The 24140-nt window shown below is 71.3% G+C and carries 22 protein-coding genes; 14 read left to right on the top strand and 8 right to left on the bottom strand.

Going from position 1 to position 24140, the window contains the following annotated elements; translation table 11 throughout:
* The first annotated feature begins 129 nt into the window (after window positions 1–129).
* From E1269_RS14510 to E1269_RS14490, 5 genes are read left to right on the top strand one after another with little or no spacing between them, the layout of a single operon-like run.
* Window positions 130–1800, top strand: a complete 1671-nt coding sequence (locus E1269_RS14510; protein ID WP_131895647.1) for an ABC transporter substrate-binding protein — start codon at window positions 130–132, stop codon at window positions 1798–1800.
* Window positions 1800–2804 (top strand): ABC transporter permease, encoded by a 1005-nt coding sequence (locus E1269_RS14505; RefSeq protein ID WP_131895645.1) that lies wholly within the window; start codon window positions 1800–1802, stop codon window positions 2802–2804. The genes E1269_RS14510 and E1269_RS14505 overlap by 1 nt, the downstream gene beginning before the upstream one ends.
* A gap of 4 nt (window positions 2805–2808) precedes the next feature.
* Window positions 2809–3723 (top strand): ABC transporter permease, encoded by a 915-nt coding sequence (locus tag E1269_RS14500; protein ID WP_131895643.1) that lies wholly within the window; start codon window positions 2809–2811, stop codon window positions 3721–3723.
* A gap of 8 nt (window positions 3724–3731) precedes the next feature.
* The gene (locus E1269_RS14495) at window positions 3732–4733 is read left to right on the top strand and encodes an ABC transporter ATP-binding protein (RefSeq protein WP_131895693.1); all 1002 of its coding nucleotides are present in this window, start codon (window positions 3732–3734) and stop codon (window positions 4731–4733) included.
* A complete protein-coding gene (locus E1269_RS14490) occupies window positions 4730–5815 on the top strand; it encodes an ABC transporter ATP-binding protein (protein WP_131895642.1) in 1086 nt (361 codons plus the stop codon). Before E1269_RS14495 ends, E1269_RS14490 begins: the two co-directional genes overlap by 4 nt.
* A 92-nt stretch (window positions 5816–5907) precedes the next feature.
* Here E1269_RS14490 and E1269_RS14485 read toward each other — a convergent pair whose 3' ends face one another.
* The 5 genes from E1269_RS14485 to E1269_RS14465 all read right to left on the bottom strand — a co-directional run bounded on the left by E1269_RS14485 (window position 5908) and on the right by E1269_RS14465 (window position 12384).
* A complete protein-coding gene (locus E1269_RS14485; protein ID WP_131895640.1) occupies window positions 5908–8463 on the bottom strand; it encodes an ABC transporter permease in 2556 nt (851 codons plus the stop codon).
* Complete coding sequence (locus tag E1269_RS14480) at window positions 8460–9221, bottom strand: ABC transporter ATP-binding protein (protein ID WP_131895638.1); 762 nt, start codon at window positions 9219–9221, stop codon at window positions 8460–8462. The genes E1269_RS14485 and E1269_RS14480 overlap by 4 nt, the downstream gene beginning before the upstream one ends.
* Window positions 9222–9452: 231 nt before the next feature.
* The gene (locus E1269_RS14475; RefSeq protein WP_131895636.1) at window positions 9453–10133 is read right to left on the bottom strand and encodes a response regulator; all 681 of its coding nucleotides are present in this window, start codon (window positions 10131–10133) and stop codon (window positions 9453–9455) included.
* Window positions 10134–10135: 2 nt separating this feature from the next.
* Window positions 10136–11359 carry a sensor histidine kinase gene (locus E1269_RS14470; protein ID WP_203433573.1) on the bottom strand — a complete coding sequence of 408 codons (1224 nt, stop codon included), beginning with the start codon at window positions 11357–11359 and terminating at the stop codon, window positions 10136–10138.
* Between the two features lie 92 nt (window positions 11360–11451).
* Window positions 11452–12384 (bottom strand): RecB family exonuclease, encoded by a 933-nt coding sequence (locus tag E1269_RS14465; protein WP_131895634.1) that lies wholly within the window; start codon window positions 12382–12384, stop codon window positions 11452–11454.
* A gap of 60 nt (window positions 12385–12444) precedes the next feature.
* Here E1269_RS14465 and E1269_RS14460 point away from each other — a divergent pair, with 60 nt between their 5' ends.
* The 4 genes from E1269_RS14460 to E1269_RS14445 all read left to right on the top strand — a co-directional run bounded on the left by E1269_RS14460 (window position 12445) and on the right by E1269_RS14445 (window position 17630).
* Window positions 12445–13551 carry a site-2 protease family protein gene (locus E1269_RS14460; RefSeq protein WP_203433571.1) on the top strand — a complete coding sequence of 369 codons (1107 nt, stop codon included), beginning with the start codon at window positions 12445–12447 and terminating at the stop codon, window positions 13549–13551.
* Window positions 13552–13578: 27 nt separating this feature from the next.
* Window positions 13579–14445, top strand: coding sequence for a tRNA (adenine-N1)-methyltransferase (locus tag E1269_RS14455; RefSeq protein ID WP_131895632.1), 867 nt, complete (start codon window positions 13579–13581; stop codon window positions 14443–14445).
* Window positions 14446–14638: 193 nt separating this feature from the next.
* On the top strand, window positions 14639–16324 hold the full coding sequence (gene arc / locus E1269_RS14450; RefSeq protein WP_131895630.1) for a proteasome ATPase: 1686 nt from the start codon (window positions 14639–14641) through the stop codon (window positions 16322–16324).
* Between the two features lie 13 nt (window positions 16325–16337).
* Window positions 16338–17630, top strand: coding sequence for a hypothetical protein (locus tag E1269_RS14445; RefSeq protein ID WP_131895628.1), 1293 nt, complete (start codon window positions 16338–16340; stop codon window positions 17628–17630).
* Here E1269_RS14445 and E1269_RS14440 read toward each other — a convergent pair.
* Genes E1269_RS14440 through E1269_RS14430 form a run of 3 tightly spaced genes read right to left on the bottom strand, consistent with a single transcriptional unit; the run spans window position 17606 to window position 19286 of the window.
* Window positions 17606–18112, bottom strand: coding sequence for a hypothetical protein (locus E1269_RS14440; protein WP_131895626.1), 507 nt, complete (start codon window positions 18110–18112; stop codon window positions 17606–17608). The genes E1269_RS14445 and E1269_RS14440 overlap by 25 nt on opposite strands.
* Window positions 18109–18690 (bottom strand): DUF4352 domain-containing protein, encoded by a 582-nt coding sequence (locus E1269_RS14435; protein WP_131895624.1) that lies wholly within the window; start codon window positions 18688–18690, stop codon window positions 18109–18111. The genes E1269_RS14440 and E1269_RS14435 overlap by 4 nt, the downstream gene beginning before the upstream one ends.
* A complete protein-coding gene (locus tag E1269_RS14430) occupies window positions 18690–19286 on the bottom strand; it encodes a hypothetical protein (protein ID WP_131895622.1) in 597 nt (198 codons plus the stop codon). The genes E1269_RS14435 and E1269_RS14430 overlap by 1 nt, the downstream gene beginning before the upstream one ends.
* Window positions 19287–19388: 102 nt before the next feature.
* Between E1269_RS14430 and E1269_RS14425 the strand changes: the two genes are divergently transcribed.
* The 5 genes from E1269_RS14425 to prcA all read left to right on the top strand — a co-directional run bounded on the left by E1269_RS14425 (window position 19389) and on the right by prcA (window position 24140).
* Window positions 19389–20411, top strand: a complete 1023-nt coding sequence (locus E1269_RS14425; protein ID WP_131895620.1) for a Gfo/Idh/MocA family protein — start codon at window positions 19389–19391, stop codon at window positions 20409–20411.
* Window positions 20412–20644: 233 nt separating this feature from the next.
* Window positions 20645–22156 (top strand): depupylase/deamidase Dop, encoded by a 1512-nt coding sequence (gene dop, locus E1269_RS14420; protein WP_131895618.1) that lies wholly within the window; start codon window positions 20645–20647, stop codon window positions 22154–22156.
* 152 nt (window positions 22157–22308) lie between these two features.
* The gene (locus tag E1269_RS14415; RefSeq protein WP_131895616.1) at window positions 22309–22518 is read left to right on the top strand and encodes a ubiquitin-like protein Pup; all 210 of its coding nucleotides are present in this window, start codon (window positions 22309–22311) and stop codon (window positions 22516–22518) included.
* Window positions 22519–23358 carry a proteasome subunit beta gene (gene prcB, locus E1269_RS14410; RefSeq protein WP_131895614.1) on the top strand — a complete coding sequence of 280 codons (840 nt, stop codon included), beginning with the start codon at window positions 22519–22521 and terminating at the stop codon, window positions 23356–23358.
* 59 nt (window positions 23359–23417) lie between these two features.
* Window positions 23418–24140, top strand: coding sequence for a proteasome subunit alpha (gene prcA, locus E1269_RS14405; protein WP_239000896.1), 723 nt, complete (start codon window positions 23418–23420; stop codon window positions 24138–24140).

Here is a 24140-nt window from a genome sequence, read left to right as displayed (position 1 = left end):
GGAAGGACTGTTGCGAAATCGCGATGTCATCCTGACTCCGCGGTGACTGCTGTTCATGCAAAGACCAAGTACTGTCACAGGCCAGCCGGTCGGATCACCGCCCGGCAGTCGAGCTGTGTGAGGTGTGACATGCGTGGCACGAGCCTGAACCGCAGGCTGGCCGCGGGAGCCCTGGCCGGTGCGCTGGCCCTGGGGCTCACGGCGTGTGGCGGTGACGATGACGATGGCGCCGCCTCCGGTGGGGAGGGCGGCGGCACGCTCGTCTTCGCCGGGTCGGCCGATCCGGTGATCCTGGACGGCTCCCTTGTCAGCGACGGTGAGTCCACTCGGGTGATCAACCAGATCTTCGAGGGTCTGGTCCGCAGTGAAGAGGGCGGCACCGAGATCGAGCCGGCCCTGGCCGAGTCGTGGGAGGCCAGCCCCGACGGCCTGCAGTGGACGTTCACCCTGCGCGAAGGCGTGACGTTCCACGACGGCGAGCCGTTCGACGCCGAGGCCGTCTGCTTCAACTTCGAGCGCTGGTACAACTTCACCGGCGTGCTGCAAAGCCCCGCGGTGTCCTACTACTGGGGCACGGTGATGGGCGGGTTCGCCGCCAACGAGGACCCGGCCATGGGCCAGAGCCTCTACACCGGCTGCGAGGCCAGCGACGAGCACACCGCGGTCATCACCCTGTCGCGGCCGTCCTCGGCATTCCTGTCCGCCCTGGCCATGCCGGCGTTCACCATGGCCAGCCCGGCCGCGCTGACGGAGTTCCAGGCCGACGCCGTGAGCGGCACCGGCGAGTCGCCGTCCTTCGACGGGACGTTCGGCTACGAGCACCCGGTCGGCACCGGCCCGTTCCAGTTCGAGTCGTGGGAGCGTGGCAGTGAAGTCCGCTTGTCCAAGTACGAGGAGTACTGGGACGAGCCCGCGCAGGTCGACGAGCTGATCTTCACGGTCATCCCGGACGGCCCGGCCCGCCGGCAGGCCCTGGAAAGCGGCGAGATCGACGGCTACGACCTGGTCGACCCGGCCGACGTCGACCTGCTGGAGTCCGCGGGCTTCCAGATGCTGCGCCGCCCGGCGTTCAACGTCGCCTACATCGGGTTCCAGCAGAACTACCCGCCGTTCGACAACCTGCAGATCCGGCAGGCCATCGCGCACGCGATCGACTTCGACAACCTGATCCGCACCAACTACCCGGAGGGCGCGGTCCGGGCGACGCAGTTCATGCCGCCGGAGCTGTTCGGCTGGGCCGAGGACGTCACCACCTACGACTACGACCCCGACCGGGCCCGCGAGCTCATCGCCGAGTCCGGCGTCACGGACCTGACGCTGCCGTTCTGGTACCCGACCGACGTCTCGCGGCCGTACATGCCCGACGCTCAGGCCAACTGGGAGCTCATGGCCGCGGACCTGGAGGCCGTCGGCTTCACCATCGAGCCGAACACGGCGCCGTGGAACCCGGACTACCTCGATGCCACCCAGACCGGCGGGACCCCGATGTTCCTGCTCGGTTGGAACGGCGACTTCGGTGACCCGGACAACTTCATCGGCACGTTCTTCCAGGACGTCAACCCGCAGTTCGGCAGCTTCAACAACCCTGAGATCTTCGCGAAGCTGGACGAGGCCGAGCAGGAGACCGACGAGGACGCCCGCACGGCGCTCTACCAGGAGGCCAACCGCATGATCATGGACTTCCTGCCGGGCATCCCGTACGTGCACAGCGAGCCGGCGATCGCCTTCCGCGAGGGCGTCGACGGGTTCGTCCCCGACCCGCTGTCGAACGAGAGCTTCGCTACTGTCACCGTCGACTGATGCTCAAGTTCGTCATACGGCGGCTGCTGCTGCTCGTCCCGATCCTGTTCGGGCTGTCGGTGCTGCTGTTCGTGTGGTTGCGCGCGCTCCCGGGAGGGCCTGCCCAGGCCCTCCTTGGGGAGCGCGCCACCGCCGACAGCGTCGCCCGGATCGAGGAGCTCTACGGGCTGAACGAACCGTGGTACGTGCAGTACTGGAAGTTCGTGTCCGCGGCGGTACAACTCGACTTCGGCAACAGCGCCCACACCAACCGGCCGGTCACCGAGGAGATGCTGCGCACCTTCCCGGCGACGATCGAGCTGGCCGTCGCCGCGCTGGTGTTCGCCATCGGCATCGGCATCCCGCTGGGCTACTTCGCCGCCCGCAAGTACGGGAGCTGGCTGGACAACTTGTCAGTGTCCGGCTCGCTGCTGGGCGTCGCGGTGCCGGTGTTCTTCCTGGCCTACATCCTCAAGTACGTGTTCTCGGTCCGGCTGGGCTGGTTCCCCACCCACGGGCGAGACGACCCGCGCATGGACGCGGAGCATCCCACCGGCCTGTACGTGCTGGACGGGATACTGACCGGCAATCTCGAGGCCAGTTGGGACGCACTGGTCCACCTGGTGCTCCCGGCCGTCGCGCTCGGTTCGATACCACTGGCCATCATCGTGCGCATCACCCGGGCCAGCGTGCTCGACGTGGTACACGAGGACTACGTGCGCACCGCGGAGGCCAAGGGCCTGTGGGAGCGCACCATCACCCGCCGGCACGTGTTGCGCAACGCGCTGCTGCCGGTGGTGACTGTCATCGGCTTGCAGGCCGGGCTCCTGTTCTCCGGCGCCATCCTGACCGAGACGGTGTTCGCGTTCGACGGCGTCGGCCAGTTCATCTACGAGGCCATCAGTACGCGCGACTACGCCGTCCTGCAGGGGTTCATCCTGGTGATCGCCGCCATGTACGTCGTGGTCAACCTCCTCGTCGACGTCTCGTACGGGCTGATCGACCCGAGGGTGAGGGTGAGGTGACACCGTGAGCCTCTCCGAGATCGAGGCCGCGACCGAGTCCGAACAGGTCGAACAGGCCGCCGGCAACCTGCGCCGCGAGGCGTGGCGGCGGCTGCGCCGCGACCCCGTCGCCATCGTCGGGTTCTGCCTGATCGCCTTCTTCGTGCTGGTCGCCCTCCTGGCGCCGCTGCTGGCGCCGTACGCGCCCGATGCCCAACCCGGGCGAGGGATGATCACCCCGACCAACATCCCCGGGCCGTCCGCGCAGCACTGGTTCGGGCTGGACGCCTCCGGCCGCGACGAGCTCAGCCGCGTCATCCACGGCGCCCGGCAGTCGCTGCTCGTCGGTGTCGTCTCGATGCTGCTGGGCATGATCGGCGGCCTGACGCTCGGGGTGCTGGCCGGCGCGTTCGGCGGGACGGTCGACTCCGTCGTCATGCGGATCGTCGACGTCATGCTGTCCATCCCGGGCCTGCTGATGGCGATCGCCATCGCGGCGCTCCTGGGCGCCAGCCTCACGTCGGTGATGATCGCGATCGCGATCGTCAACGTGCCGGTGTTCGCGCGGCTCCTACGCGGACAGATGCTGGCCCAACGCGGGAGCGACTACGTGCTGGCCGCGCGGTCGCTCGGGGTGCGGCGGCGGTCCATCGTGTTCGGGCACATCCTCCCCAACTCGATCTCGCCGGTGATCGTCCAGGCGACCCTCACGCTGGCGACGGCCATCATCGAGGCCGCGGCGCTGTCGTTCCTCGGCCTGGGTAGCGCCGACCCACGAGTCCCGGAGTGGGGCCGGATGCTCGCCGACACCCAGCGGTACCTGGCCTCCGCGCCGCACTTGGCGCTGTTCCCCGGCCTCGCCATCGTCGTCGCCGCGCTCGGGTTCACCATGCTCGGCGAGCGACTGCGCGAGGCCATCGATCCCAAGTACCGGCGGTGAGCGTGTCGATCTCCGAAGCCCGCGGGCCGCTCCTGGACGTCCGCGACCTGTCCGTCGCGTTCACCCGGAAGGGCAGCCCCGACGTACGCGCCGTCGACGGGGTCACGTTCACCGTCAGCCCGGGGGAGACCGTCGGGCTGGTCGGAGAGTCCGGCAGCGGCAAGAGCGTCACGTCGCTGGCCGTCATGGGCCTGCTGCCGCCCCGGGGGGTGCGGGTCGGCGGTCAGGTCCTGTTCGACAGTGACGACCTGCTGACGCTGCCGCGCGACCGCATGCGCGACATCCGCGGCCGCGACATCGCGATGGTGTTCCAGGACCCGATGTCGTCGCTGAACCCGGTCGTGCCGATCGGCGTTCAGGTCGCCGAGGTGCTGGAGCGGCACCAGGACCTCAAGGGCGAGCCGGCGCGCCGGGGGGCCGAGGACCTGCTGGCCCGGGTCGGCATCCCGGACCCGCGGCGCCGGCTCAAGGAGTACCCGCACCAGCTCTCCGGCGGGATGCGTCAGCGCGCGCTGATCGCCATGGCGCTGGCCTGCAAGCCCCGGCTGCTCATCGCCGACGAGCCGACGACGGCGCTTGACGTCACCATCCAGGCGCAGATCATCGAGCTGCTCAAGGAGCTGGTGCAGGACACCGGGGCCTCGCTCGTGATGATCACGCACGACCTCGGCATCGTCGCCGGGCTGTGCGACACCGTGCACGTCATGTACTCCGGCCGGGTCGTGGAGTCGGCCGGACGGCGGGAGCTGTTCGCCGAGCCCCACCACCCGTACACAGGCGGGCTGCTCGCGTCCGTGCCCAGGCTGGACGCGCCACGCGGCGCGCCGCTGCACCCGATCCCGGGCTCGCCGACCGACGTGCTGCAATGGTCCGACGGGTGCGCGTTCGCGCCGCGCTGTCCGAACCGCATCGAGCCCTGTACCGGCGGCCCGCCGCCGCTGGAGTCGATCGGCGGCCGGTCGCTGCGCTGCCTGAACCCGCTGACGGAGTCCGAGGAGGTCCCGGCATGACGAGCGAGGCCGCAAACGCGCCGGCCCCGGAGCCGACCGACCCCCTGCTGTCGGTGCGCGGACTCGAGGTGCACTTCCCGATCAGGTCCGGCATCGTCTTCGAGCGCCAGGTCGGCGCGGTCCGGGCCGTGGACGGCGTCGACCTCGACATACCGCGCGGTGCGACCGTCGGCCTCGTGGGGGAGTCCGGCTGCGGCAAGTCCACGCTCGGCCGGGCGATCCTGCGGCTGGTCGAGCCGACCGGCGGACGGGTGTCCTTCGACGGCGTCGACCTGCGTCCGCTGGAAGGCGAGGAGCTGCGCCGGATGCGGCGGCAGATGCAGATGGTGTTCCAGGACCCCATGGCCAGCCTCGACCCCCGGCAGAACGTGCAGTCGGTCCTCACCGAGCCGCTGCGGGCGCACGGCATCGGCGGCGACCACAAGGCTCGGGTGCGCGAGCTGCTCGGCCTGGTCGGGCTGCCTGCCTCGGCGGCGTCGCGGTACCCGCACGAGTTCTCCGGCGGCCAGCGTCAGCGCATCGGGATCGCTCGTGCGATCGCGCTGGAGCCGCAGCTGATCGTCGCCGACGAGCCGGTGTCCGCGCTCGACGTGTCGATCCAGGCGCAGGTGGTGAACCTGCTGGAGGAGCTGCAGGACCGGCTCGGACTGACCTATCTGGTGATCGCGCACGACCTGGCCGTCGTCCGGCACATCGCCGACGTCGTGGCGGTCATGTACCTCGGCACCCTGGTCGAGCAGGCCCCGTCCGACGACCTCTACGCCCGGCCGCTGCATCCCTACACGAGGGCACTGATGTCGGCGGTGCCGATCCCGGACCCCGTCGTCGAGGACACCCGCGAGCGGATCCTGCTCAGCGGCGACCTGCCCTCGCCGGCGAACCCGCCGTCCGGCTGCCGCTTCCACACCCGTTGCCCGTTCCGCCAGCCGACCCGCTGCGACGACGAGCGACCGGTGCTGCGGACGGTGGCCGGGCATCCGCAGGCGCACCGGGTGGCCTGCCACTGGGCCGAGGACATCGAGGCCGGACGCATCCAGCCCGTGGCATCGGCCGTCGTGGAGCCAGACGCGCCCGCGGCGTGACGTCTCGGGCCGCGGCCTCGCCCCGTCATCATCGGGGATCGGCCCCGGTATGACGACGAGGCCGACCGCCGATGCCGATGAGGCGAGGCGAGTCACTCCGTGGTGATCGCCCGGAGCACGTCGAGCTTGGCGGCCCGGCGCGCCGGCCACACCGCGGCCAGCACCCCGATGACGGCTGCGAGCAGCACGAACACCAGCAGCTGGCCACCCGGGATGGACAGCACCTCCAGCCCGTCGTCGGCGATGGCCCGCTGCAGCGACACGCCGAACAGGACCCCCAGCGCGACGCCGAGGACGGCACCGAGCACCGCGATCGCGATGGACTCCAGCCGGATGGTGCGGCGCAGCTGGCGCCGGCTCAGGCCGACCGCTCGCAGCAGGCCGACCTCGCGGGTACGCTCCATGACCGACAGCGCCAGCGTGTTGACGATGCCGAGCACCGCGATCAGGACCGCCAGCCCGAGCAGGGCGTAGACCAGGAACAGCAGTTGGTTGACCTGGTCGCGGGACTGCTGCTTGAACTCCTCCTGGTCCTGGACGGTGACCGTGGGAAGGTCCGCGGTCGCCTCATCGAGGCTGTCGTGCAGTGCGGTGAGGTCCGCGCCGTCCTCGACCACGACATAGAGCAGGGAGTCGACCGCCGGGACGGCGCCGTCCTCCAGCGTCTGCTGGTTGACGATCATGCCGCCGGACAGCAGCGGGGACTCCGCGTAGATGCCGGTCAGCTCGATCTCCTCGTCGGAGCCGGGCAACGTCAACCGGACGGTGTCGCCGACGGAGAGGCCCTCGGACTCGGCCTGGTCCTCGCCGATGAGGAAGCCCCCGTCGCTGAGGTCGTCGCTGCCGTCCACGATCTCCAGGTCCGCGGCCCGGCTGTAAGCCACCGGGTCGAAGGCCTGCAGCGCCGTCTGGTCGCCGTCGACGAGCCCCGGCGCCGCCCGCACCGACACGACCTCGTCGACCTCGTCGACCTGGCCGACGGACTGCGCGATTGCCGGCGAGAACGGCTGGCCCACGGCGTTGGAGACGACGAACTGGGCGCGGACGCCGTCGTCGAGAGCGCGGTCGACCGTGGCGTTGGCCGACGCGCCGACGATGGAGATGGCCGTCACCAGCGCCATCCCGATCATCAGCGCCGACGACGTGGCCGCCGTCCGCCGCGGGTTGCGCAGCGCGTTCTCGCGGGCCAGCCGGCCCACGGTGCCGAACGCCGACGGGTACCACCCGGCCAGCACCCGCAGCAGCGGCGGCGCCAGGACCGGGGCGAGCAGCGCCACCCCGACGAACACCCCGAGGATGCCGCCGCCCACCAGCAGTGCCGCGTCGTCCACGCTGCCGAACAGGCCGACCGCCATGACGCCGGCGCCGATCACCAGGAGGCCGCCGCCGGCCCAGCCGTGCACTCGCCGGGACGAGTCGGGCATGACGACGTCGTCGCGCATCGCGGCCACCGGCGGCACCTTCGCCGCCCGCCGGGCGGGCACGTAGGCCGCGACCATGGTGACGACGATGCCGACCACGTAGGACACGATGACGGTGCGCGGCGCGAGCACCAGCCCGCCGCCGAGCTCGAGGCCGAACGCCCCGAAGACCACCTTGAGCAGCTGCGCCACCCCCAGCCCGAGCAGCAACCCGAGCGTGGAGCCGACCACACCGACCACGGCGGCCTCGAGCATCACCGACCGCGTGACCTGCTGGCGTCCCGCGCCCAGCGCCCGGTAGAGCGCCATCTCCTGCGAGCGCTGAGCGACCAGGATGGAGAACGTGTTCAGGATCAGGAAGATGCCGACGAACAGCGCGATCGCGGCGAACACCAGCAGGAACGTGGTGAAGAAGCCGAGGCCCTCCTCGATGGCCGACGCGGTCTCGTCGTCGACCTCGGCACCGGTGAGGGCCTCGAAGTCGCCCGGCAGGATGGCTGAGATCTCGTCGCGGACGTCCTCGGCGCTGGCGCCGCCGGCCGCGGTCACCGAGATGCGCGAGTAGGCGTCCTCGCCGTCGAGGAACAGGTCCTGGGCGGCGCCGGTCTCGAAGACGGACAGGCTGGCACCGGCCAGGCTGCCGGACTCGCCGAACCGGACCACACCGACAAGCTCGGCGCTGACGCGGGGCTCGTCGCCGGTGCTGACGAACTGGACCTCGTCGCCGATCTGGTAGCCGGAGTCCTCGAACGTGCGGTCGTCGAGCGCGACCTCGCCCGCGCCTTCCGGCAGCTCGCCGTCGACCAGCTCGAGCACCGGGTCGCCCTCGGCGTTGGGGCCGTCGTGCCAGTTGACGGCGATGCCGGGGGCGCCCTGGGTGGTCATGACGTCGCCGTCGGTGTCCAGGACGAACATGCTCTGGCTCTCGATCTCGCCGTCGGCACGGTCGACATCGGGCAGCGCGGCGACCTCGTCGACCAGGTCGGCCGGGATGGTCGTGGTGGTGCCGGCGTTGAAGCCGGACATGAGGTCGACCTCGCCGGGGAGGTCCGGCCGGACGACGACGTCGGAGGACAGGCCGCCGAAAATGTCGTCGAACGTGCGGTCGATGGTGTCGGTGAAGACATAGGAGCCGGCCACGAACGCCACGCCGAGCACGATGGCGAACGCGCTCATGGCCAGCCGCAGCTTGCGCGCGGCCAGGCTCTTGAGGGTCGCGCGGATCATGGGTGCTGCCCCACGGCGTCGAAGCCCTTCATCCGCTCGAGGACCTTCTCGGCGGTGGGGTCGGTCATCTCGTCGACGATGCGGCCGTCGGCGAGGAACAGCACCCGGTCGGAGTACGCGGCGGCGTTGGGGTCGTGCGTGACCATGACGATGGTCTGGCCGAATTCGCGCACCGACCGGCGCAGGAACGACAGCACCTCGGTGCCGGACCGGGAGTCGAGGTTGCCGGTGGGCTCGTCGGCGAAGATGATCTCCGGCTGGCTGACCAGGGCGCGGGCGCACGCCACCCGCTGCTGCTGGCCGCCGGAGAGCTGGTTCGGCTTGTGGCCCAGCCGGTCGGCGAGACCGACGGTGGCGATGACGGTGTCGAACCAGTCCTTGTCGATGTCGCGCCCGGCGATATCGAGCGGGAGCGTGATGTTCTCGCGCGCCGTCAGCGTGGGCACCAGGTTGAACGCCTGGAAGATGAAGCCGATCTTGTCGCGGCGCAGCCGGGTGAGCTCCCGGTCGTCCAGCTCGCTCAGCTCGGTGTCACCGATGAACACCTGGCCCGACGTCGACGAGTCGAGCGCGGCCATGCAGTGCATGAGCGTGGACTTGCCCGATCCTGACGGCCCCATGATCGCGGTGTACCGCCCGGCGGTGAACTCGACCGTCACGCCACCGAGCGCGACCACCTTGGTGTCACCCGTTCCGTAGATCTTGGCCAGGTCAACGGCGCGGGCCGCCGTGCGCGGCGAGCTGGTATCCGTCGTCACCGATGTGCTCCTCGTCAGCTGGTCGTTCGATCGTCTTCAACGCTATGGCCACCGCCAGGCCGGATGATCGGCGAACGGCACGGTGTGCGGGCTCCGCCGTGGGGACGACCCGGGCTCAAGGGTCGTCCGCGAGGAGTACGCCCCACCTCGGCTGGTCAGCCGGACGACCCCTGACCCGCTACGGCCACCGCGTCCCGCCTGCTGCTTCGCGTCGGGCGGCGGGGGTGACGCTCAGAGGGCGCCGGGCTGGACCAGGCCGCTCTCGTAGGCGTACACGGCGGCCTGGACGCGGTCGCGCAGTCCGAGCTTGGTGAGGACGTTGCCGACGTGGGTCTTCACCGTCGTCTCCGAGACCACGAGCTCGGCGGCGATCTCGGCGTTGGAGTACCCGCGGGCCACCAGCGTCAGCACCTCGCGCTCCCGGTCGGTGAGGTGCTTGAGGTTGGCCGGGGTGGGAGAGTCGGCGGCGGGGAAGCGGCTGGCGAACATGTCCAGGAGCCGGCGGGTGATGCTCGGCGCCACGACGGCGTCGCCCCGGGAGACGGTGCGGATGGCCGCGACCAGGTCCTCGGCCGGGACGTCCTTGAGAAGGAATCCGCTGGCGCCGGCCCGCAGCGCCTCGACCACGTACTCGTCGAGGTCGAAGGTCGTGAGCACGAGCACCCGCGGCGCGCTGGCCCGTTCGGCGCCGGTGATCAGCCTCGTCGCCTGCACGCCGTCCATGCGCGGCATCCGGATGTCCATGAGCACCACGTCGGGCTGCAGCGCGCGGGTGTCGGCGACGGCCGCCTCGCCGTCGCCGGACTCGCCGACGACCGCGATGTCGGCCTCGGCCTCCAGGATCATGCGGAAACCGGTGCGCAGCAGCGGCTGGTCGTCGACCAGCAGGACCCGGATGGGCTGGGCCGTCATCGTCACACCGTTCCCGAGTTCTCGTAGGGGATCTTGGCCCTGACCTCGAACCCTCCGCCCCGCCGCGGACCGACAGCGAGGGTTCCACCATAGAGCGCGACCCGCTCGCGCATGCCCAGCAGGCCGTGTCCGGGCCGGCCGCTCTCCAGTGCGGCGGCGACGCCGTTGCCGTCGTCGTCGATCTGGATGTGCAGCTCGGTGGGCAGATAGCGGACCTGGACGGTGGCGGCGGACGGTCCGGCGTGCTTGATGGTGTTGGTGAGGGCTTCCTGGATGACCCGGTACGCCGCCAGCTCGACACCGACAGGGACGGCGCCCGGCTCGCCCTCGATCTCGACCCGAACCGGCAGCCCGGCGGCACGCATGTGGTCGGCCAACTCGGTCAGGTCCGCGAGGCCGGGCTGCGGGGTCAGCGTGGCCAGCTGCGGGGTTTCGCGGCTGTCGGCGTCGGGGGTCCGCAACACGCCGACGACGCGGCGCATCTCGGCCAGGGCGGCCCGGCCGGTCTCCTCGATGGACTGCAGCGCGTCGGCGGTCCGCTCGACGTCGCGGTGCAGCGACCGGCGCGCGCCGGCGGCCTGCACCGTCATGACCGACACGTGGTGGGCGACGACGTCGTGCAGCTCGCGGGCGATGCGTGAGCGCTCCTCGGCGATGGCCGCCCGGACCTCGACGTCGTTGGCCCGCTCCAGGCGCCGGGCACGGTCCTCCAGCTCGGCGGTGTACAGCCGCCGGTTGCGCACGGCCCGGCCCAGTCCCCACGCGCCGAGGATCAGCAGGACGCTGATGAGGATGCTGGCCGCGTCGTACATGGACTGCTCGGGATGTCGCGACGAGCTGGCCATCGTGTAGGCGACGGACGCGGTCACGTGACAAGCCAGCACCGCCAGCGACGGCAGCAGCGCGGCGTAGTTCGCGGCGCTGTAGACGGCGATGAGCAGAACCGCGGCCGCGGTTGGCATGGCGTAGTCGACGACGGTGAAGGCCATCAGCCCGGCCGCGGTGAGCAGGCCGACGGCGACTGGCCAGCGCCGGCGCACCAGCAGCGGCAGCGTGATGCCGACGACGAGGACCAGGCCCAGCGCGTCGGGGTCGTCGAACTCGATGCCGCTGGGGTCGGTGTAGACGAACAGCGCGACGGCGGCGGTGACCGCGAGCACCCCGGTGAGGCTTGCGTCCAGCAGCCAGGGCTGGATGCGGGGGAACAGTCGCGAACGGGCCGTCACCTGATCAACGGTAGGCCGCCGGGGCGCGGCCGCAACTCGTCCGTTACGGCGAGCTCTGGCCTCCACCGGCAGGATGACTCATCGCGATCCAGTCACGCGTCGACCGGCGACGTGCGCGGCGACGGGGCCTCGTCGTCGTCACCGGCCACGACGGCGGCCGGGAGCGGCGGCGGGGTGCCGCCGTAGGCCGGGCACAGGGCCTTGTGGTTGCACCAGTCGCACAGCCGGCTCGGGCTGGGCCGCCAGTCGCCGTTGACGGTGGCCCGCTCGATGGCCTGCCACAACGCGGCCACCTTGCGCTCGGTGGCGCGCAGGTCTGCCTCGTCGGGCTCGTAGCGCAGGATCTCGCCGCTGCCCAGGTAGATGAGCTGCAGCAGCCGCGGGACCCGCCCGTGCAGCCGCCACAGGACCAGGGCGTAGAAGCGCATCTGGAACATCGCCCGCTGCTCGAAGCCGGCCCGCGGCGCCTTGCCGGTCTTGTAGTCGACGACGCGCAGGTCGCCGCTGTGGACGGCGCGGTCGAGCCGGTCGACGTAGCCGCGCAGCCGCAGCCCGGAGTCCAGCCTCGTCTCGACGTACAGCTCCCGCTCGGCCGGCTCGAGATGCTGCGGATCCTCCAGCGTGAAGTACCGCTGGATGAGATCCTCGGCGCTGCCGAGCCAGCCCGCGAGGGCCGAGCCGTCGCCGTCGTCGGCGAACAGGTCGGCCACCGCCGGCTCCAGCTCGAGCAGGGCGTCCCACGCCGGCCTCACCATGGTGCGCGCGCGGTCGGGCGTGCGCTCGGCGGCCGGCAGGTCGAACAGGCGCTCCAGCACGCTGTGTACGACGGTGCCGCGGGTGGCGTCGGCACTGGGCGGCTCCGGCAGCCGGTCGATGGTGCGGAACCGGTACAGCAGCGGGCAGGTCATGAAGTCCGATGCCCGCGACGGCGACAGGCTGAGGGCCCGCTCGTCGGCGTCGGCGCCGTCCGCGGGCGCGCCGGCACCGGGGGCGTCCCCGGCGGCGGAGCGGATGCGGATGGTCATGTTCGCGAGCGTAGAACACACCACCGACAGAGTGGCCGGCACACGCCGTAGCCTTGTCCTGTGGCGAATGGTGACGGGCGAAAGCTGAGCCTCGGGCGGATCGCGGGCATTCCCGTGCACGTCAGCCCGACGTGGTTCATCGTGGCGGCGGTGATCACCTACTGGGGCGAGCCGCTGGTCACCGACTATCTGCCCGACCTCGGCAACGGCGCCTACGTGGTCGCGTTCGGCTTCGCGGTGCTGCTCTACCTGTCGGTCCTGGTGCACGAGTTCGGCCACGCGCTGACCGCACGCGCCTTCGGCCTGCCGGTTCGCGGCATCACCCTGCACTTCCTCGGCGGCTACACCGAGATCGAGCGCGAGTCGCCCACCCCGGGCCGCGACCTCGTCGTGTCCGCCGCCGGGCCGATCCTGTCGCTCGCCCTGGGCGGGCTGGGCCTGCTGGCCACCGAGGCCGTCGACGGCGACGTCCTGCGGTTCCTGGTGTGGGAGCTGGCCGTCGCCAATGTCGTCGTCGGCGTCTTCAACCTGCTGCCGGCGCTGCCGCTGGACGGCGGGCACATGCTGCGCGCCGCGGTGTGGCGCTTCGGCGGCGACGAGAATCGCGGCACCGTGGTCGCGGCCCGGGCCGGGCAGGTCCTCGCCGGGCTCGTGCTGGTGATGCCGTTCGTGCTCAGCGGTGGCCGCCCGACACTGTTCGGCGTCATCTGGGCCGGGCTGGTGGCCGCGCTGATGTGGAGCGGGGCCACCCAGGCGCTCGCGGTCGGGCGGATGCGCGCGCGGCTGCCGCGGCTGGACACCCGCAGGTTGGCTCGGCGGGCGGCACCGGTCGCACCGGACCTCCCGGTGTCCGAGGCGCTCAAGCAGGCCAACCAGGCCGGCGTCACCTCCCTGGTCGTGGTCGACAGCGCCGGCCGCCCGACCGGGCTGGTCATGGAGGCCGCGGTGGCGGCCATTCCGGAGCAGCGGCGGCCCTGGGTCAGCGTCGCGCAGGCCGCCCGCTCGCTGGAGACGGGCATGGTGCTGTCGCTGGACGTCTCCGGCGACTCGCTGCTGCGGGCCATGCGCGAGACGCCGGCGTCGGAGTACCTCGTGGTCGACGAGCACGGCCGGGTCTACGGCGTGCTCGCCACCACCGACGTCGACGCCGCCCTCGCCGCCCGCTGACTCGCCGCCCCGGATAGCCTGCACGGCATGTCCGCGACCGAATCGTCCCGCCGAACCGGCCCGTTCCGGGTCGGTGACCAGGTGCAACTGACCGACCCCAAGGGCCGCCACCACACCATCACGCTCGAGGAGGGCAAGGAGTTCCACACCCACAAGGGGTCGTTCCGCCACGACGCGCTGATCGGCGAGCCGGAGGGCTCGGTCGTGGTGTCCACCGGCGGGACGGCGTACCTGGCGCTGCGGCCGCTGCTGTCGGACTACGTGCTGTCGATGCCGCGCGGCGCCGCCGTCGTCTATCCGAAGGACGCCGGGCAGATCGTCGCGATGGCCGACGTGTTCCCGGGCGCGCGGGTCGTGGAGGCGGGGGTCGGGTCCGGCGCGCTGACGATGTCGCTGCTGCGCGCGGTCGGCCCGGACGGGACGGTGCACTCGTTCGAGCGGCGCGCGGAGTTCGCGAAGATCGCCGCTGAGAACGTCGAGCGGTTCTTCGGCGGCGAGCACCCGGCCTGGCGGCTCACCGTCGGCGACCTGGTCGAGAGCCTGGACGACGCCGAGGCCGACCGCGTGATCCTCGACATGCTGGCCCCGTGGGAGTGCGTCGACGCCGCCGCCCGCGTGCTCGTGCCCGGCGGGGTGCTGTGCTGCTACGTCGCGACGACGACGCAGCTGTCCCGGACGGTCGAGACGATCCGCGAGAGTGAGCGGTTCACCGAGCCGGTGCCCTGGGAGACGCTGCTGCGCACCTGGCACGTGGAGGGCCTGGCCGTCCGGCCGGACCACCGCATGATCGGGCACACCGGGTTCCTGGTGACGGCGCGCCGGATGGCGCCGGGCGTGACCCCGCCGCCACGCCGTCGACGGCCGGCGCCCGGCAACACCGAGCCGACCGAGTAGGCCGCCCAGGGCCTTCGGCGCAGGTCGGAGACGGGTGGAACCCCAGGCGCGGTTCGCGAGTTGGGGCTAGGAAAATCACCGCCGGAAGACACCGGACGTCAACATCTGGTCACTACCTGATCTCCTGCGTGGCGTTCGGGCGCCGCGACTGTAGGGTCTGGCTATAGACGACCCCCTTACGAGGAGGTGCGAGATGGCTTCGTACGACGATGGCTTCGACCACGGCCGGCGGGGCTCCGGAAGGGAGCCGTCCGACATGGCCGGGGAAGTGGCTTTCCTCGAGGCACGACTGGCGTCGGTGAACGCCCAGAACGAGCGGCTGGCCGCCACGCTTCGCGAAGCGCGCGACCAGATCGTCGCTCTCAAGGAAGAGATCGACAGGCTCGCCCAGCCGCCGTCCGGCTTCGGCACGTTCCTGGTGCGCCACGACGACGGGACCGTTGACGTGTTCACCGGCGGCCGCAAGCTCCGCGTCGCCGTCAGCCCCGAGGTCGAGCTCGACGAGCTGCGGCCCGGCCAGGAGGTCATGCTCAACGAGGCTCTCAACGTCGTACGCGCCTTGGAGTACGAGCGGGTCGGCGAGGTCGTCATGCTCAAGGAGCTGCTGGCTGACGGCGACCGCGCGCTGGTCATCGGGCACACCGACGAGGAGCGCGTGGTCCGCATCGCCTCCCCGCTGCACGACACCGGCCTGCGCGTGGGCGACTCCCTGCTGCTGGAGCCGCGCGCGGGGTTCGTCTACGAGCGCATCCCCAAGTCCGAGGTCGAGGAGCTCATCCTCGAAGAGGTCCCCGACATCGACTACATGGACATCGGCGGCCTGTCGCGGCAGATCGACCAGATCCGCGACGCGGTCGAGATGCCGTTCCTGCACGCCGACCTGTTCCGCGAGCACGAGCTGCGCCCGCCGAAGGGCGTCCTGCTGTACGGCCCGCCCGGCTGCGGCAAGACGCTGATCGCGAAGGCGGTGGCCAACTCGCTGGCCAGGCAGGTGGCCAAGCTGAAGGGGAAGTCCGAGCACAAGTCGTACTTCCTCAACATCAAGGGCCCGGAGCTGCTGAACAAGTACGTCGGCGAGACCGAGCGGCACATCCGGCTGGTGTTCCAGCGGGCCCGCGAGAAGGCCAGCGAGGGCACGCCGGTCATCGTGTTCTTCGACGAGATGGACTCCCTGTTCCGCACCCGCGGCTCGGGTGTCTCCTCCGACGTCGAGAACACGATCGTCCCGCAGCTGCTGAGCGAGATCGACGGTGTGGAGAGCCTCGAGAACGTCATCGTCATCGGCGCCTCCAACCGCGAGGACATGATCGACCCGGCGATCCTCCGCCCCGGCCGGCTGGACGTGAAGATCAAGATTGAGCGTCCGGACGCAGAAGCCGCCCGCGACATCTTCAGCAAGTACCTGACGCCGACGCTGCCGCTGCACCCCGACGACGTCGCCGAGCACGGTGGTGACCCAGTGGCGACGACGGTGGCCATGATCCAGCGGTCGGTCGAGAAGATGTACTCCGAGACGGAGGAGAACCGCTTCCTCGAGGTCACCTACGCCAACGGCGACAAGGAAGTCCTGTACTTCCGTGACTTCAACTCCGGCGCGATGATCCAGAACATCGTCGACCGGGCGAAGAAGATGGCCATCAAGGACCTGCTCGACAGCGGCTCGAAGGGCATCCGGGTGCAGCACCTGCTCACCGCGTGCTTCGACGAGTTCAAGGAGAACGAGGACCTCCCGAACACCACCAACCCCGACGACTGGGCGCGGATCTCGGGCAAGAAAGGCGAGCGGATCGTCTACATCCGCACGCTCATCTCCGGCAAGCAGGGCAGCGAGGCCGGTCGGTCCATCGACACCGTGGCCAACACCGGCCAGTACCTGTAAGGAGCCGCTCGCGGTGAGAGGCGCCGTCCTGCTCGACGCATGGCGGCGCCTCCGCCGTCGCTGGCCCGCGCTGGTGGCCCTGGCCGCGGCCGGCCTGGTCGCGCGCGAGCTCATCCTCGACGCCGCGGTGTGGGCCGGCCGGCATTCCGCGGTGCTGGGGCTGCTCGTGCTGGCGCTGGTGCCGCTCGGCGCCATGCTGGTCATCGTCGCGATGCTGCTGGTCATGCGTCCGTCGACGGTGGCGGCGTCGCGGCGGGTGCGCACCGTCTTTGCCGTCCTGGGCAGCATGATCGTGCCGTTCCTCGTCGTCTACGAGCACTACGGGACTCTCGAGCAGGACCAGCGGCAGTATTACCACGAGTCCGCCCACGACGCCGTCGAACTGGTGAGCAGCGGTGTGGAGGTGGGCTCCCGGGTGCCGCAGGCGGCGTCCGCGGTGGTGCTCGGCACCGCGCTCGGCGCCCTGGCGGTGCGCTCGCTGACCGGCCGGCTGGCCCGCCGGCACGAGCCCACGTCGCTGCGCCGCGGCGTGCTGCAGGTGCTCGGCGGGTACTGCGACGTGGTGTGGATCGTCCTCGGCGTCTTCGTGATCGCGCTGGCCACGTCGACCGGCCGGGACTGGCTGGCCGGCCGGGTGGTGGCCCACCGGGTCGACGACTGGTGGACGGGCCTCACCGAGGATCTCCAGCTGCTGGACTCGCTGTCGAACGTGGCCGGACCGGTCGCGGACCTGTTGGTCGCCGGACTCTTCGTCGGCCTCGTCGTGCCCATCTCGTGGCTGGCGTTCGGCACCGTCGTGTACGGCACCCAACCCGCGGCCGTCGTGTCGGTGTCCGGTGACGGCACGTCGCGGACGTCACGGCTGGTCGGACGGGTGTCGGCGCGGGTGGGCGACCGCACGGTCGAACGCGCCTGGCAGGCGAGCCTCGACTCCGAGCGGCGGTTCGGTCCGCTGATCGGTGGCGTGGCCATGATCTGGCGGTCCGGGTGGAACTCGGCCCTGTTGTTCTGCCTGGCCTACGTCGCGGTGGGTCAGGCCGGGTACCTCGTCTGGGGTGCCGCCCGGCTCGCCGTCGGCCCGGCCCCGGTCATCGACTGGCTGGCCCTCGCCCGACCGGTGGACATGGTGACGACCATCGTCGTCCAGGTGCTGTCGGCGGCCCTGCTGGCCGCGGCGGCCGACGCGCTGGTGGGGCGGCTGACGGTGGTCGCGGCGGTACCGTCTGGCTCGGGCGGGCGGGCCAGCCCGGGCGATGCCCCCGCAAAGGTCCGGTCCGCCGGTCAGCCGGTGGGCAGCAGCCAGTAGTCCGGCAGCGTGCCGATCGACCGCACCCGAACCGCGGACGGCTCGCGATCGTCTGGCAGCATGAAGTAGACGACGCCGCCCGGCTCGGGTCCGCCGCAGGTGAGGCCGAAGGTGTCGTCGTCGAACAACGGCAGATGTCGGCTGTCGTCGCCGTATCTGGATCCCTCGGTGTCCTCCAGTTCGGTGTCGCAGTCCACGCTCTGCGTCGCGGGCGTTCCCTCGATCTCCGCCCGCCAGACGGTGTGCCCAGCCGGAAGGGGGTCGTCGGGGCCGGGTGCCTCAGCCGGGCCGAATTCGGCCAGCCGCAGCTCGATGCCGTCGACGGCGGCCCAGCCGTCGGCGCCGGGGGAGTGGACGACGTGCTCGCCGTTCGGCCACCACTGCTCGCGGGCGGGCTCCGACGCCGGCCAGGCCAGCGCCCCGAGGGCGAGCACCATGGCGGGAAGGGCCAGCCGGTTGCGCCGCCACCAGCCATGGCTCATGGGTCCTCCGTCGCCAGCTCGCGGGCACGTGGCACCAGCGGGTCCGGGCCAGGCGCCTCGACCGTCAGCGGGACCTCGGCCGCCGCCCGAGGTACGGTACGGCGCGGCGCGTCCGGACTGATCACGAGGACGACCTCGCCGACCACGTCGCCGGGCACCTCGAAGACCACCTCGCCGCGCTCGGTGATCAGCGGGTCGAACTCGCCGCCGACCATCGGGTTGGGCGCGCGGTCGGTCTGCCGGAACTCCCGGCCGTCCGCCGCGCGCAGCGCCATCTCCGCGATGGTGGCCGGCTCGGTGAGGGCGGCGGCCGACACGTCGACGGCGATCCAGATACCGGCGGAGTCCAGGTCGTCGAGGCCGTCTGAGAGCACCGTCGCGGCGCGGACGCCGTGCACCGTGACCCGGACCGGCTCGACGTCGAGCGCCGTGCCCACCGCGCCGGCGCGGACGAACGGCCCGTTCACCGGCCAGCGGGACTCGGCCTCGGAGGCCAGCGCGCCGGCCGCGACGGCGAGCAGGGTCATCGCGACCAGGCCGATCGTGGAGGGCCGGCGGCGCCGGGCGTGCCGCGCCATCACCAGTCCTCGACCAACTCGTCGCCGACGGCGTCGTCGCGGGGCACGGCGGCGGTGGCCGCGACACCGTCGGCCCGCCAGACCTGGCTGGCGTCGATGGTGCTGTCGTCCAGCCGCAGCCGGATGTAGTCGAGCGAGAGCTCGTCACTGGTGTCGTCGGCGGGCAGCTCGTCGGCGGGCAGCGGCCACAGGAGCAGGACCTGGCTCGGCAGTCCGGGCTGCAGGTCCGGGCCGGACAGCAGGTCCGGGAGCAGGACGACCTGCTCCGGCTCGTCCAGGCCCAGGTCGGCGGGCAGCGCGAGCGCCTCGGCCGGGAACCTCGTCGTCAGCTCGGTGGCCGCGGTGACCTCGGCGGCGAGCACCAGCCAGGCTTGGGCGCCGTCGATGCCTTCCAGCGCCCGGGTGGCGACGTCGTCGCGGACGGTCCAGGCCCGCACCGCCAGATCGGCCGGGCCGACGTCGACGGGCTCGCCTGCGGCGGCCGTCTGGACTGGCGGGGGAGCGGCGGCACCGAAGCCGCCGGCCGCGGCGATGGCGCCGACACCCGCGGCGGCCATCGTCCCGGTGGCAATGGCCCAGCGCAGCGACGTCCTCATCGCGGACGATCATACGAGACCTCACCCCATGATCATCAACGATTGCCGGGCCTATGACACCCGTGATCGTTGATGATCACGGGCGGGCGGTAGGTTCGGCGGGTGACCTCCGAACGCGTGATCGGGTGGGGCGTCGTCGCCACCGGGGCCATCGCCCACAACGTCGCCGGCGACCTCCGGCTGCTCGAGAACTGCCGGCTGGCCGCGGTCAGCTCCCGGCTGCTGGACCGCGCCGAGGCCTTCGCGGGCGAGTACGGCATCGACCGTGCCTACGACGACGTCCGCGCCCTTGTCGACGACCCCGCCGTCGACGTCGTCTACGTCGCCACCCCACACGCCCAGCACCCGCCCGTCGTCGAGCTGGCGCTCGAGGCCGGCAAGGCCGTGCTGTGCGAGAAGGCGTTCACCACATCGCTGGCAGAGACCACCCGCCTGGTCGGTCTCGCCCGTGAGCGCGGCGTGTTCTGCATGGAAGCGATGTGGACGCGGTTCAATCCCCTCATCGTGCGGCTGAGGCAGCTGGTGGCCGACGGGGTCATCGGCGAGGTCCGCGCGGTCACCGCCGACCTGGGGTTCGTGGCGCCGTCGGACCGTGCCCACCGGCTGTGGGACCCGGTGCAGGGCGGAGGCGTCCTGCTCGACGTCGGCATCTATCCGGTCGCGTTCGCGCAGATGCTGCTCGGCCGGCCCGAGAGCATGGCCATCGCCGGGTCCCTCAACGAGCAGGGTGTCGACGCCGAGGCCGGGATGCTGCTGCGCTGGCCGGGCGGGGTGCGCGCGCACCTGGAGGCGTCGCTACTGTCGCCGGTGCCCGGGTCGGCTCTGGTTCTGGGCACCCAGGGCCGGCTGGAGGTCCCGCCGCGCTTCCACAACGCGTCCGTGCTCCGGCACGTCGACACGCCCGAGCGCGGGGTCCAGGTTCCCGAGGAGTTCACGCTGGAACGCGAGGGCCGCGGCTACGTCCCGATGCTGCGCGCGGTGGCGCAGGCGGTCCGAGAGGGCCGCACCGAGTGCCCGGAGATGCCGCTGTCGGACACCGTGGAGATCGCCGCGATCCTCGACGAGGCCCTCGTGGCCCTGGGCGTGGAGTACCCGGAGCCGGCGCCGCTGGGCGCGGTGTACTGACCTGTTGGCCGCGCTGAGCCTTCGCCCGTCGATCACGGAGTTGGCGGGTTCCGACACCGGCGGATCATGACCGACTACATGATCAACGAAACTGGTGGAGCGGGCCGACCGGCACGCCCGCACGCACGCGGCGCCCGGATGGTCGCGGGGCGGCGGTCGTCCAGGTCGCTCATGCGGTCTGTTTGGCACAGTTGTGGCGTGGTGCGTCGCAGGTGCTGCCGTAGGCTCGGTGCATGAGTGCCCGGCGCATCATGGGAATCGAGACCGAGTACGGCATCTCGGTGCCGAGCAACCCGGCGGCCAACTCCATGCTGGCTTCGTCACAGGTGGTCAACGGCTACGCCGCGCAGCGCGCGCACGCCCGGCGGGCCCGGTGGGACTTCGAGGAGGAGAATCCTCTGCGCGACGCGCGGGGCTTCGAGCTGTCCCGCGGCGGCGCCGACCCCAGCCAGCTGACCGACGAGGAGATCGGGCTGGCCAACCTCATCCTCACCAACGGCGCCCGGCTCTACGTCGACCACGCCCATCCGGAGTACTCCTCGCCCGAGGTCACCTCGCCGCGCGACGCCGTCGTCTGGGACAAGGCCGGCGAGGCCATCATGGGCGTCGCCGCCAGCTGGGCCGGCCGGCTGCCCGGGGCGCAGCCGATTCAGCTGTACAAGAACAACGTCGACAACAAGGGCGCCTCCTACGGCTGCCACGAGAACTACCTGATGAACCGGGCGACGCCGTTCGCCGACATCGTCCGCCACCTCATCCCGTTCTTCATCTCACGGCAGGTGGTCTGCGGCGCCGGGCGGGTCGGCATCGGTCAGGACGGCAGCGGCGACGGCTTCCAGATCTCCCAGCGTGCGGACTACTTCGAGGTCGAGGTGGGCCTCGAGACCACGCTGAAGCGGCCGATCATCAACACCCGCGACGAGCCGCACGCCGACCCTGAGCGGTACCGGCGGCTGCACGTCATCATCGGCGACGCCAACCTGTCCGAGATCTCCACCTACCTCAAGCTCGGCACGACGGCGCTGGTGCTGGCCATGATCGAGGAGGGCTTCCTCGGCGGCGACCTCTCGGTCTCGCGACCCGTCGGCGCGCTGCACGAGATCTCGCACGATCCATCGCTGCGGCACGTGGTCGAGCTCGCCGATGGGCGCCGTATCACCGCCGTCCAGCTGCAGACCGAGTACGCCGAACAGGCCCGCAAGTTCGTCGAGGACCGCTACGGCTCCGACGTCGACCCGGTCACCGCCGACGTGCTGGCGCGCTGGGAGGCCACGCTGCAGGCCCTGGCCACCGAGCCGATGTCGCTCTCGGACCAGTTGGACTGGGTGGCCAAGCTGGCGCTGTTGGAGTCCTACCGCGAGCGCGACGGCATGGACTGGTCGCACCCGAAGCTGCACCTCGTCGACCTGCAGTACGCCGACATCCGGCCCGAACGCGGTCTGTACCGGCGGCTGGTCGCCAACGGCCGGATGCGCCGGCTGGTCACCGACCGGGACATCGACGACGCCGTGCACCAGCCGCCGGAAGACACCCGCGCGTACTTCCGCGGCCGTTGCCTGGACAAGTACGCCGAGTCCATCGCGGCGGCGTCCTGGGACTCCGTCATCTTCGACCTGCCCGGACGCGAGGCGCTGCAGCGCGTGCCGACGCTGGACCCCAACCGCGGCACCCGTGCCCACGTGGGTGACCTGCTCGACCGCTGCGACACCGCGGTCGACCTGGTCAGCGCGCTGACGTCGCGCTGACGGCGGGTCCACGGCGGCACCGCCGCGGCCGGCGGGCGCTTCGCTGTCGGCGTAACACCGCGATCCCGCTCGACCGGACCCGGCCCGGGGGCGGCATGATGTCACCACTCCTGGATAGGGTCGTGTGTAGGCGACCGAGGTGGAGGTTGGCGATGGCGCGTGAGACAACCGGCGGCCACAAGCAGCCGCGGAAGAACGAGGACGTCGAGGACACCGAGACGACCGAGGCGAGCGAGGAGCTCAAGGAGCGGCAGGACAAGCTCGACGACGACGTCGACACCATCCTCGACGAGATCGACGAGGTGCTGGAGGAGAACGCCGAGGACTTCGTCCGGTCGTTCGTGCAGAAGGGTGGAGAGTAAGTGGACGTGTCCCGCATCGGCAGCCTGCCGGCGGCGTTCCTGAACCCGGGGACGTCGTCGTTCACGGAGTTCCTCCGGCAGTACTCGCCCGAGCTGCTGCCCGGGAACCGCCTGCCGGCGGGCGCCGATCCGGGCGGCCTGGCGCCGCACGGCACCACCATCGTGGCCACGACGTTCACCGGCGGCGTCGTCATGTCCGGCGACCGGCGCGCCACCAGCGGCAACGTCATCGCCCAGCGTGACATCGAGAAGGTCTTCCAGGCTGACGAGTACTCGGCCGTGGGCATCGCCGGCAGTGCCGGCATCGCAACGGAGATCGTGCGGCTGTTCCAGCTGGAGCTGGAGCACTACGAGAAGATCGAGGGCACCGTCCTGTCCCTGGAGGGCAAGGCGAACCGGCTGTCGCACATGATCCGTGGCAACCTGGGCCTGGCCATGCAGGGCTTCGTCGTGGTGCCGCTGTTCGCCGGCTTCGACCGCGGCTTTGAGGGCGGCCGCATCTTCTCCTACGACGCCACCGGCGGCCGGTACGAGGAGCACCAGTTCTACTCGGTCGGCTCCGGCTCGTACTTCGCCCGCGGCGCGCTGAAGAAGCTCTACCGCGACGACCTCACTGTCGACGACGCCATCGCGGTCACCATCCAGGCGCTCTACGACGCCGCCGACGACGACTCCGCCACCGGCGGCCCCGACCTGCAGCGTCACATCTACCCGATCGTGGCCGTGGTCGACGGCGACGGCTTCCGCAAGCGCGACGAGGCCGCGGTGGCCGAGATCGTCGAGTCGGTCGTGAGCTCGCGCAACACCCGTCCCGACGGCCCGGTCGCCCCGTTGCGGTGACGGGCCGGCCCATCCAGCACTCCTGAGAACAACGTCCGTCGAGAGGACCATCGGTGTCGATGCAGTTCGGTTACGTCTCGCCCGAGCAGATCATGAAGGACCGGGCCGACTACGCCCGCAAGGGCATCGCTCGCGGCCGGTCGGTCATCGTCATCCAGTACGCGGGCGGGATCCTGTTCGCCGCCGAGAGCCCGTCGCCGTCGCTGCACAAGATCAGCGAGATCTACGACCGGATCGCCTTCGCCGCCGTCGGCAAGTACAACGAGTTCGAGAACCTCCGCCAGGCCGGCGTGCGCTTGGCCGACCTGCGCGGATACTCCTTCGACCGGGTGGACGTGTCCGGCCGGGCCCTGGCCAACGTCTACGCACAGACCCTGGGCACCATCTTCACCCAGGACCCCAAGCCGTACGAGGTCGAGCTGGTGGTCGCCGAGGTCGGGCAGACGCTCGACGAGGACCAGATCTACCGCATCACCTACGACGGCTCCGTCGCCGCCGACAGTGGCTTCTCGGTCATGGGCGGCGCCGCCGAGCAGGTCGGCCGGTATGTCAGCGAGCACTTCACCTCGGGCGCGTCGCTGGACGGGTCGCTGCGACTGGCCGTCGACGCGCTGGGCCGCGACACCGACGAGCCGCGCCAGCTGGCGACGGCTTCGCTGGAGGTGGCCGTGCTCGACCGGGAGCGGCCGCGGCGCACGTTCCGGCGCATCACGCAGCCGATGCTCGATTCGTTGCTGGACCGAGGTGCTTCGGAGGCGGGTTCCGACGGCACGGGCGACTAA

Source organism: Jiangella asiatica (genome assembly GCF_004349065.1).
Taxonomy (GTDB): Bacteria; Actinomycetota; Actinomycetes; order Jiangellales; family Jiangellaceae; genus Jiangella; species Jiangella asiatica.
This window is presented reverse-complemented; position numbering and strand designations above follow the sequence as displayed.

Coding starts and splice junctions, on each gene's coding strand:
- E1269_RS14510 (WP_131895647.1), top strand. CDS start 130: ATGCGTGGCACGAGCCTGAACCGCAGGCTGGCCGCGGGAGCCCTGGCC.
- E1269_RS14505 (WP_131895645.1), top strand. CDS start 1,800: ATGCTCAAGTTCGTCATACGGCGGCTGCTGCTGCTCGTCCCGATCCTG.
- E1269_RS14490 (WP_131895642.1), top strand. CDS start 4,730: ATGACGAGCGAGGCCGCAAACGCGCCGGCCCCGGAGCCGACCGACCCC.
- E1269_RS14485 (WP_131895640.1), bottom strand. CDS start 8,463: ATGATCCGCGCGACCCTCAAGAGCCTGGCCGCGCGCAAGCTGCGGCTG.
- E1269_RS14475 (WP_131895636.1), bottom strand. CDS start 10,133: ATGACGGCCCAGCCCATCCGGGTCCTGCTGGTCGACGACCAGCCGCTG.
- E1269_RS14465 (WP_131895634.1), bottom strand. CDS start 12,384: ATGACCATCCGCATCCGCTCCGCCGCCGGGGACGCCCCCGGTGCCGGC.
- E1269_RS14455 (WP_131895632.1), top strand. CDS start 13,579: ATGTCCGCGACCGAATCGTCCCGCCGAACCGGCCCGTTCCGGGTCGGT.
- arc (WP_131895630.1), top strand. CDS start 14,639: ATGGCTTCGTACGACGATGGCTTCGACCACGGCCGGCGGGGCTCCGGA.
- E1269_RS14440 (WP_131895626.1), bottom strand. CDS start 18,112: ATGAGCCATGGCTGGTGGCGGCGCAACCGGCTGGCCCTTCCCGCCATG.
- E1269_RS14435 (WP_131895624.1), bottom strand. CDS start 18,690: ATGGCGCGGCACGCCCGGCGCCGCCGGCCCTCCACGATCGGCCTGGTC.
- E1269_RS14430 (WP_131895622.1), bottom strand. CDS start 19,286: ATGAGGACGTCGCTGCGCTGGGCCATTGCCACCGGGACGATGGCCGCC.
- dop (WP_131895618.1), top strand. CDS start 20,645: ATGAGTGCCCGGCGCATCATGGGAATCGAGACCGAGTACGGCATCTCG.
- E1269_RS14415 (WP_131895616.1), top strand. CDS start 22,309: ATGGCGCGTGAGACAACCGGCGGCCACAAGCAGCCGCGGAAGAACGAG.
- prcA (WP_239000896.1), top strand. CDS start 23,418: ATGCAGTTCGGTTACGTCTCGCCCGAGCAGATCATGAAGGACCGGGCC.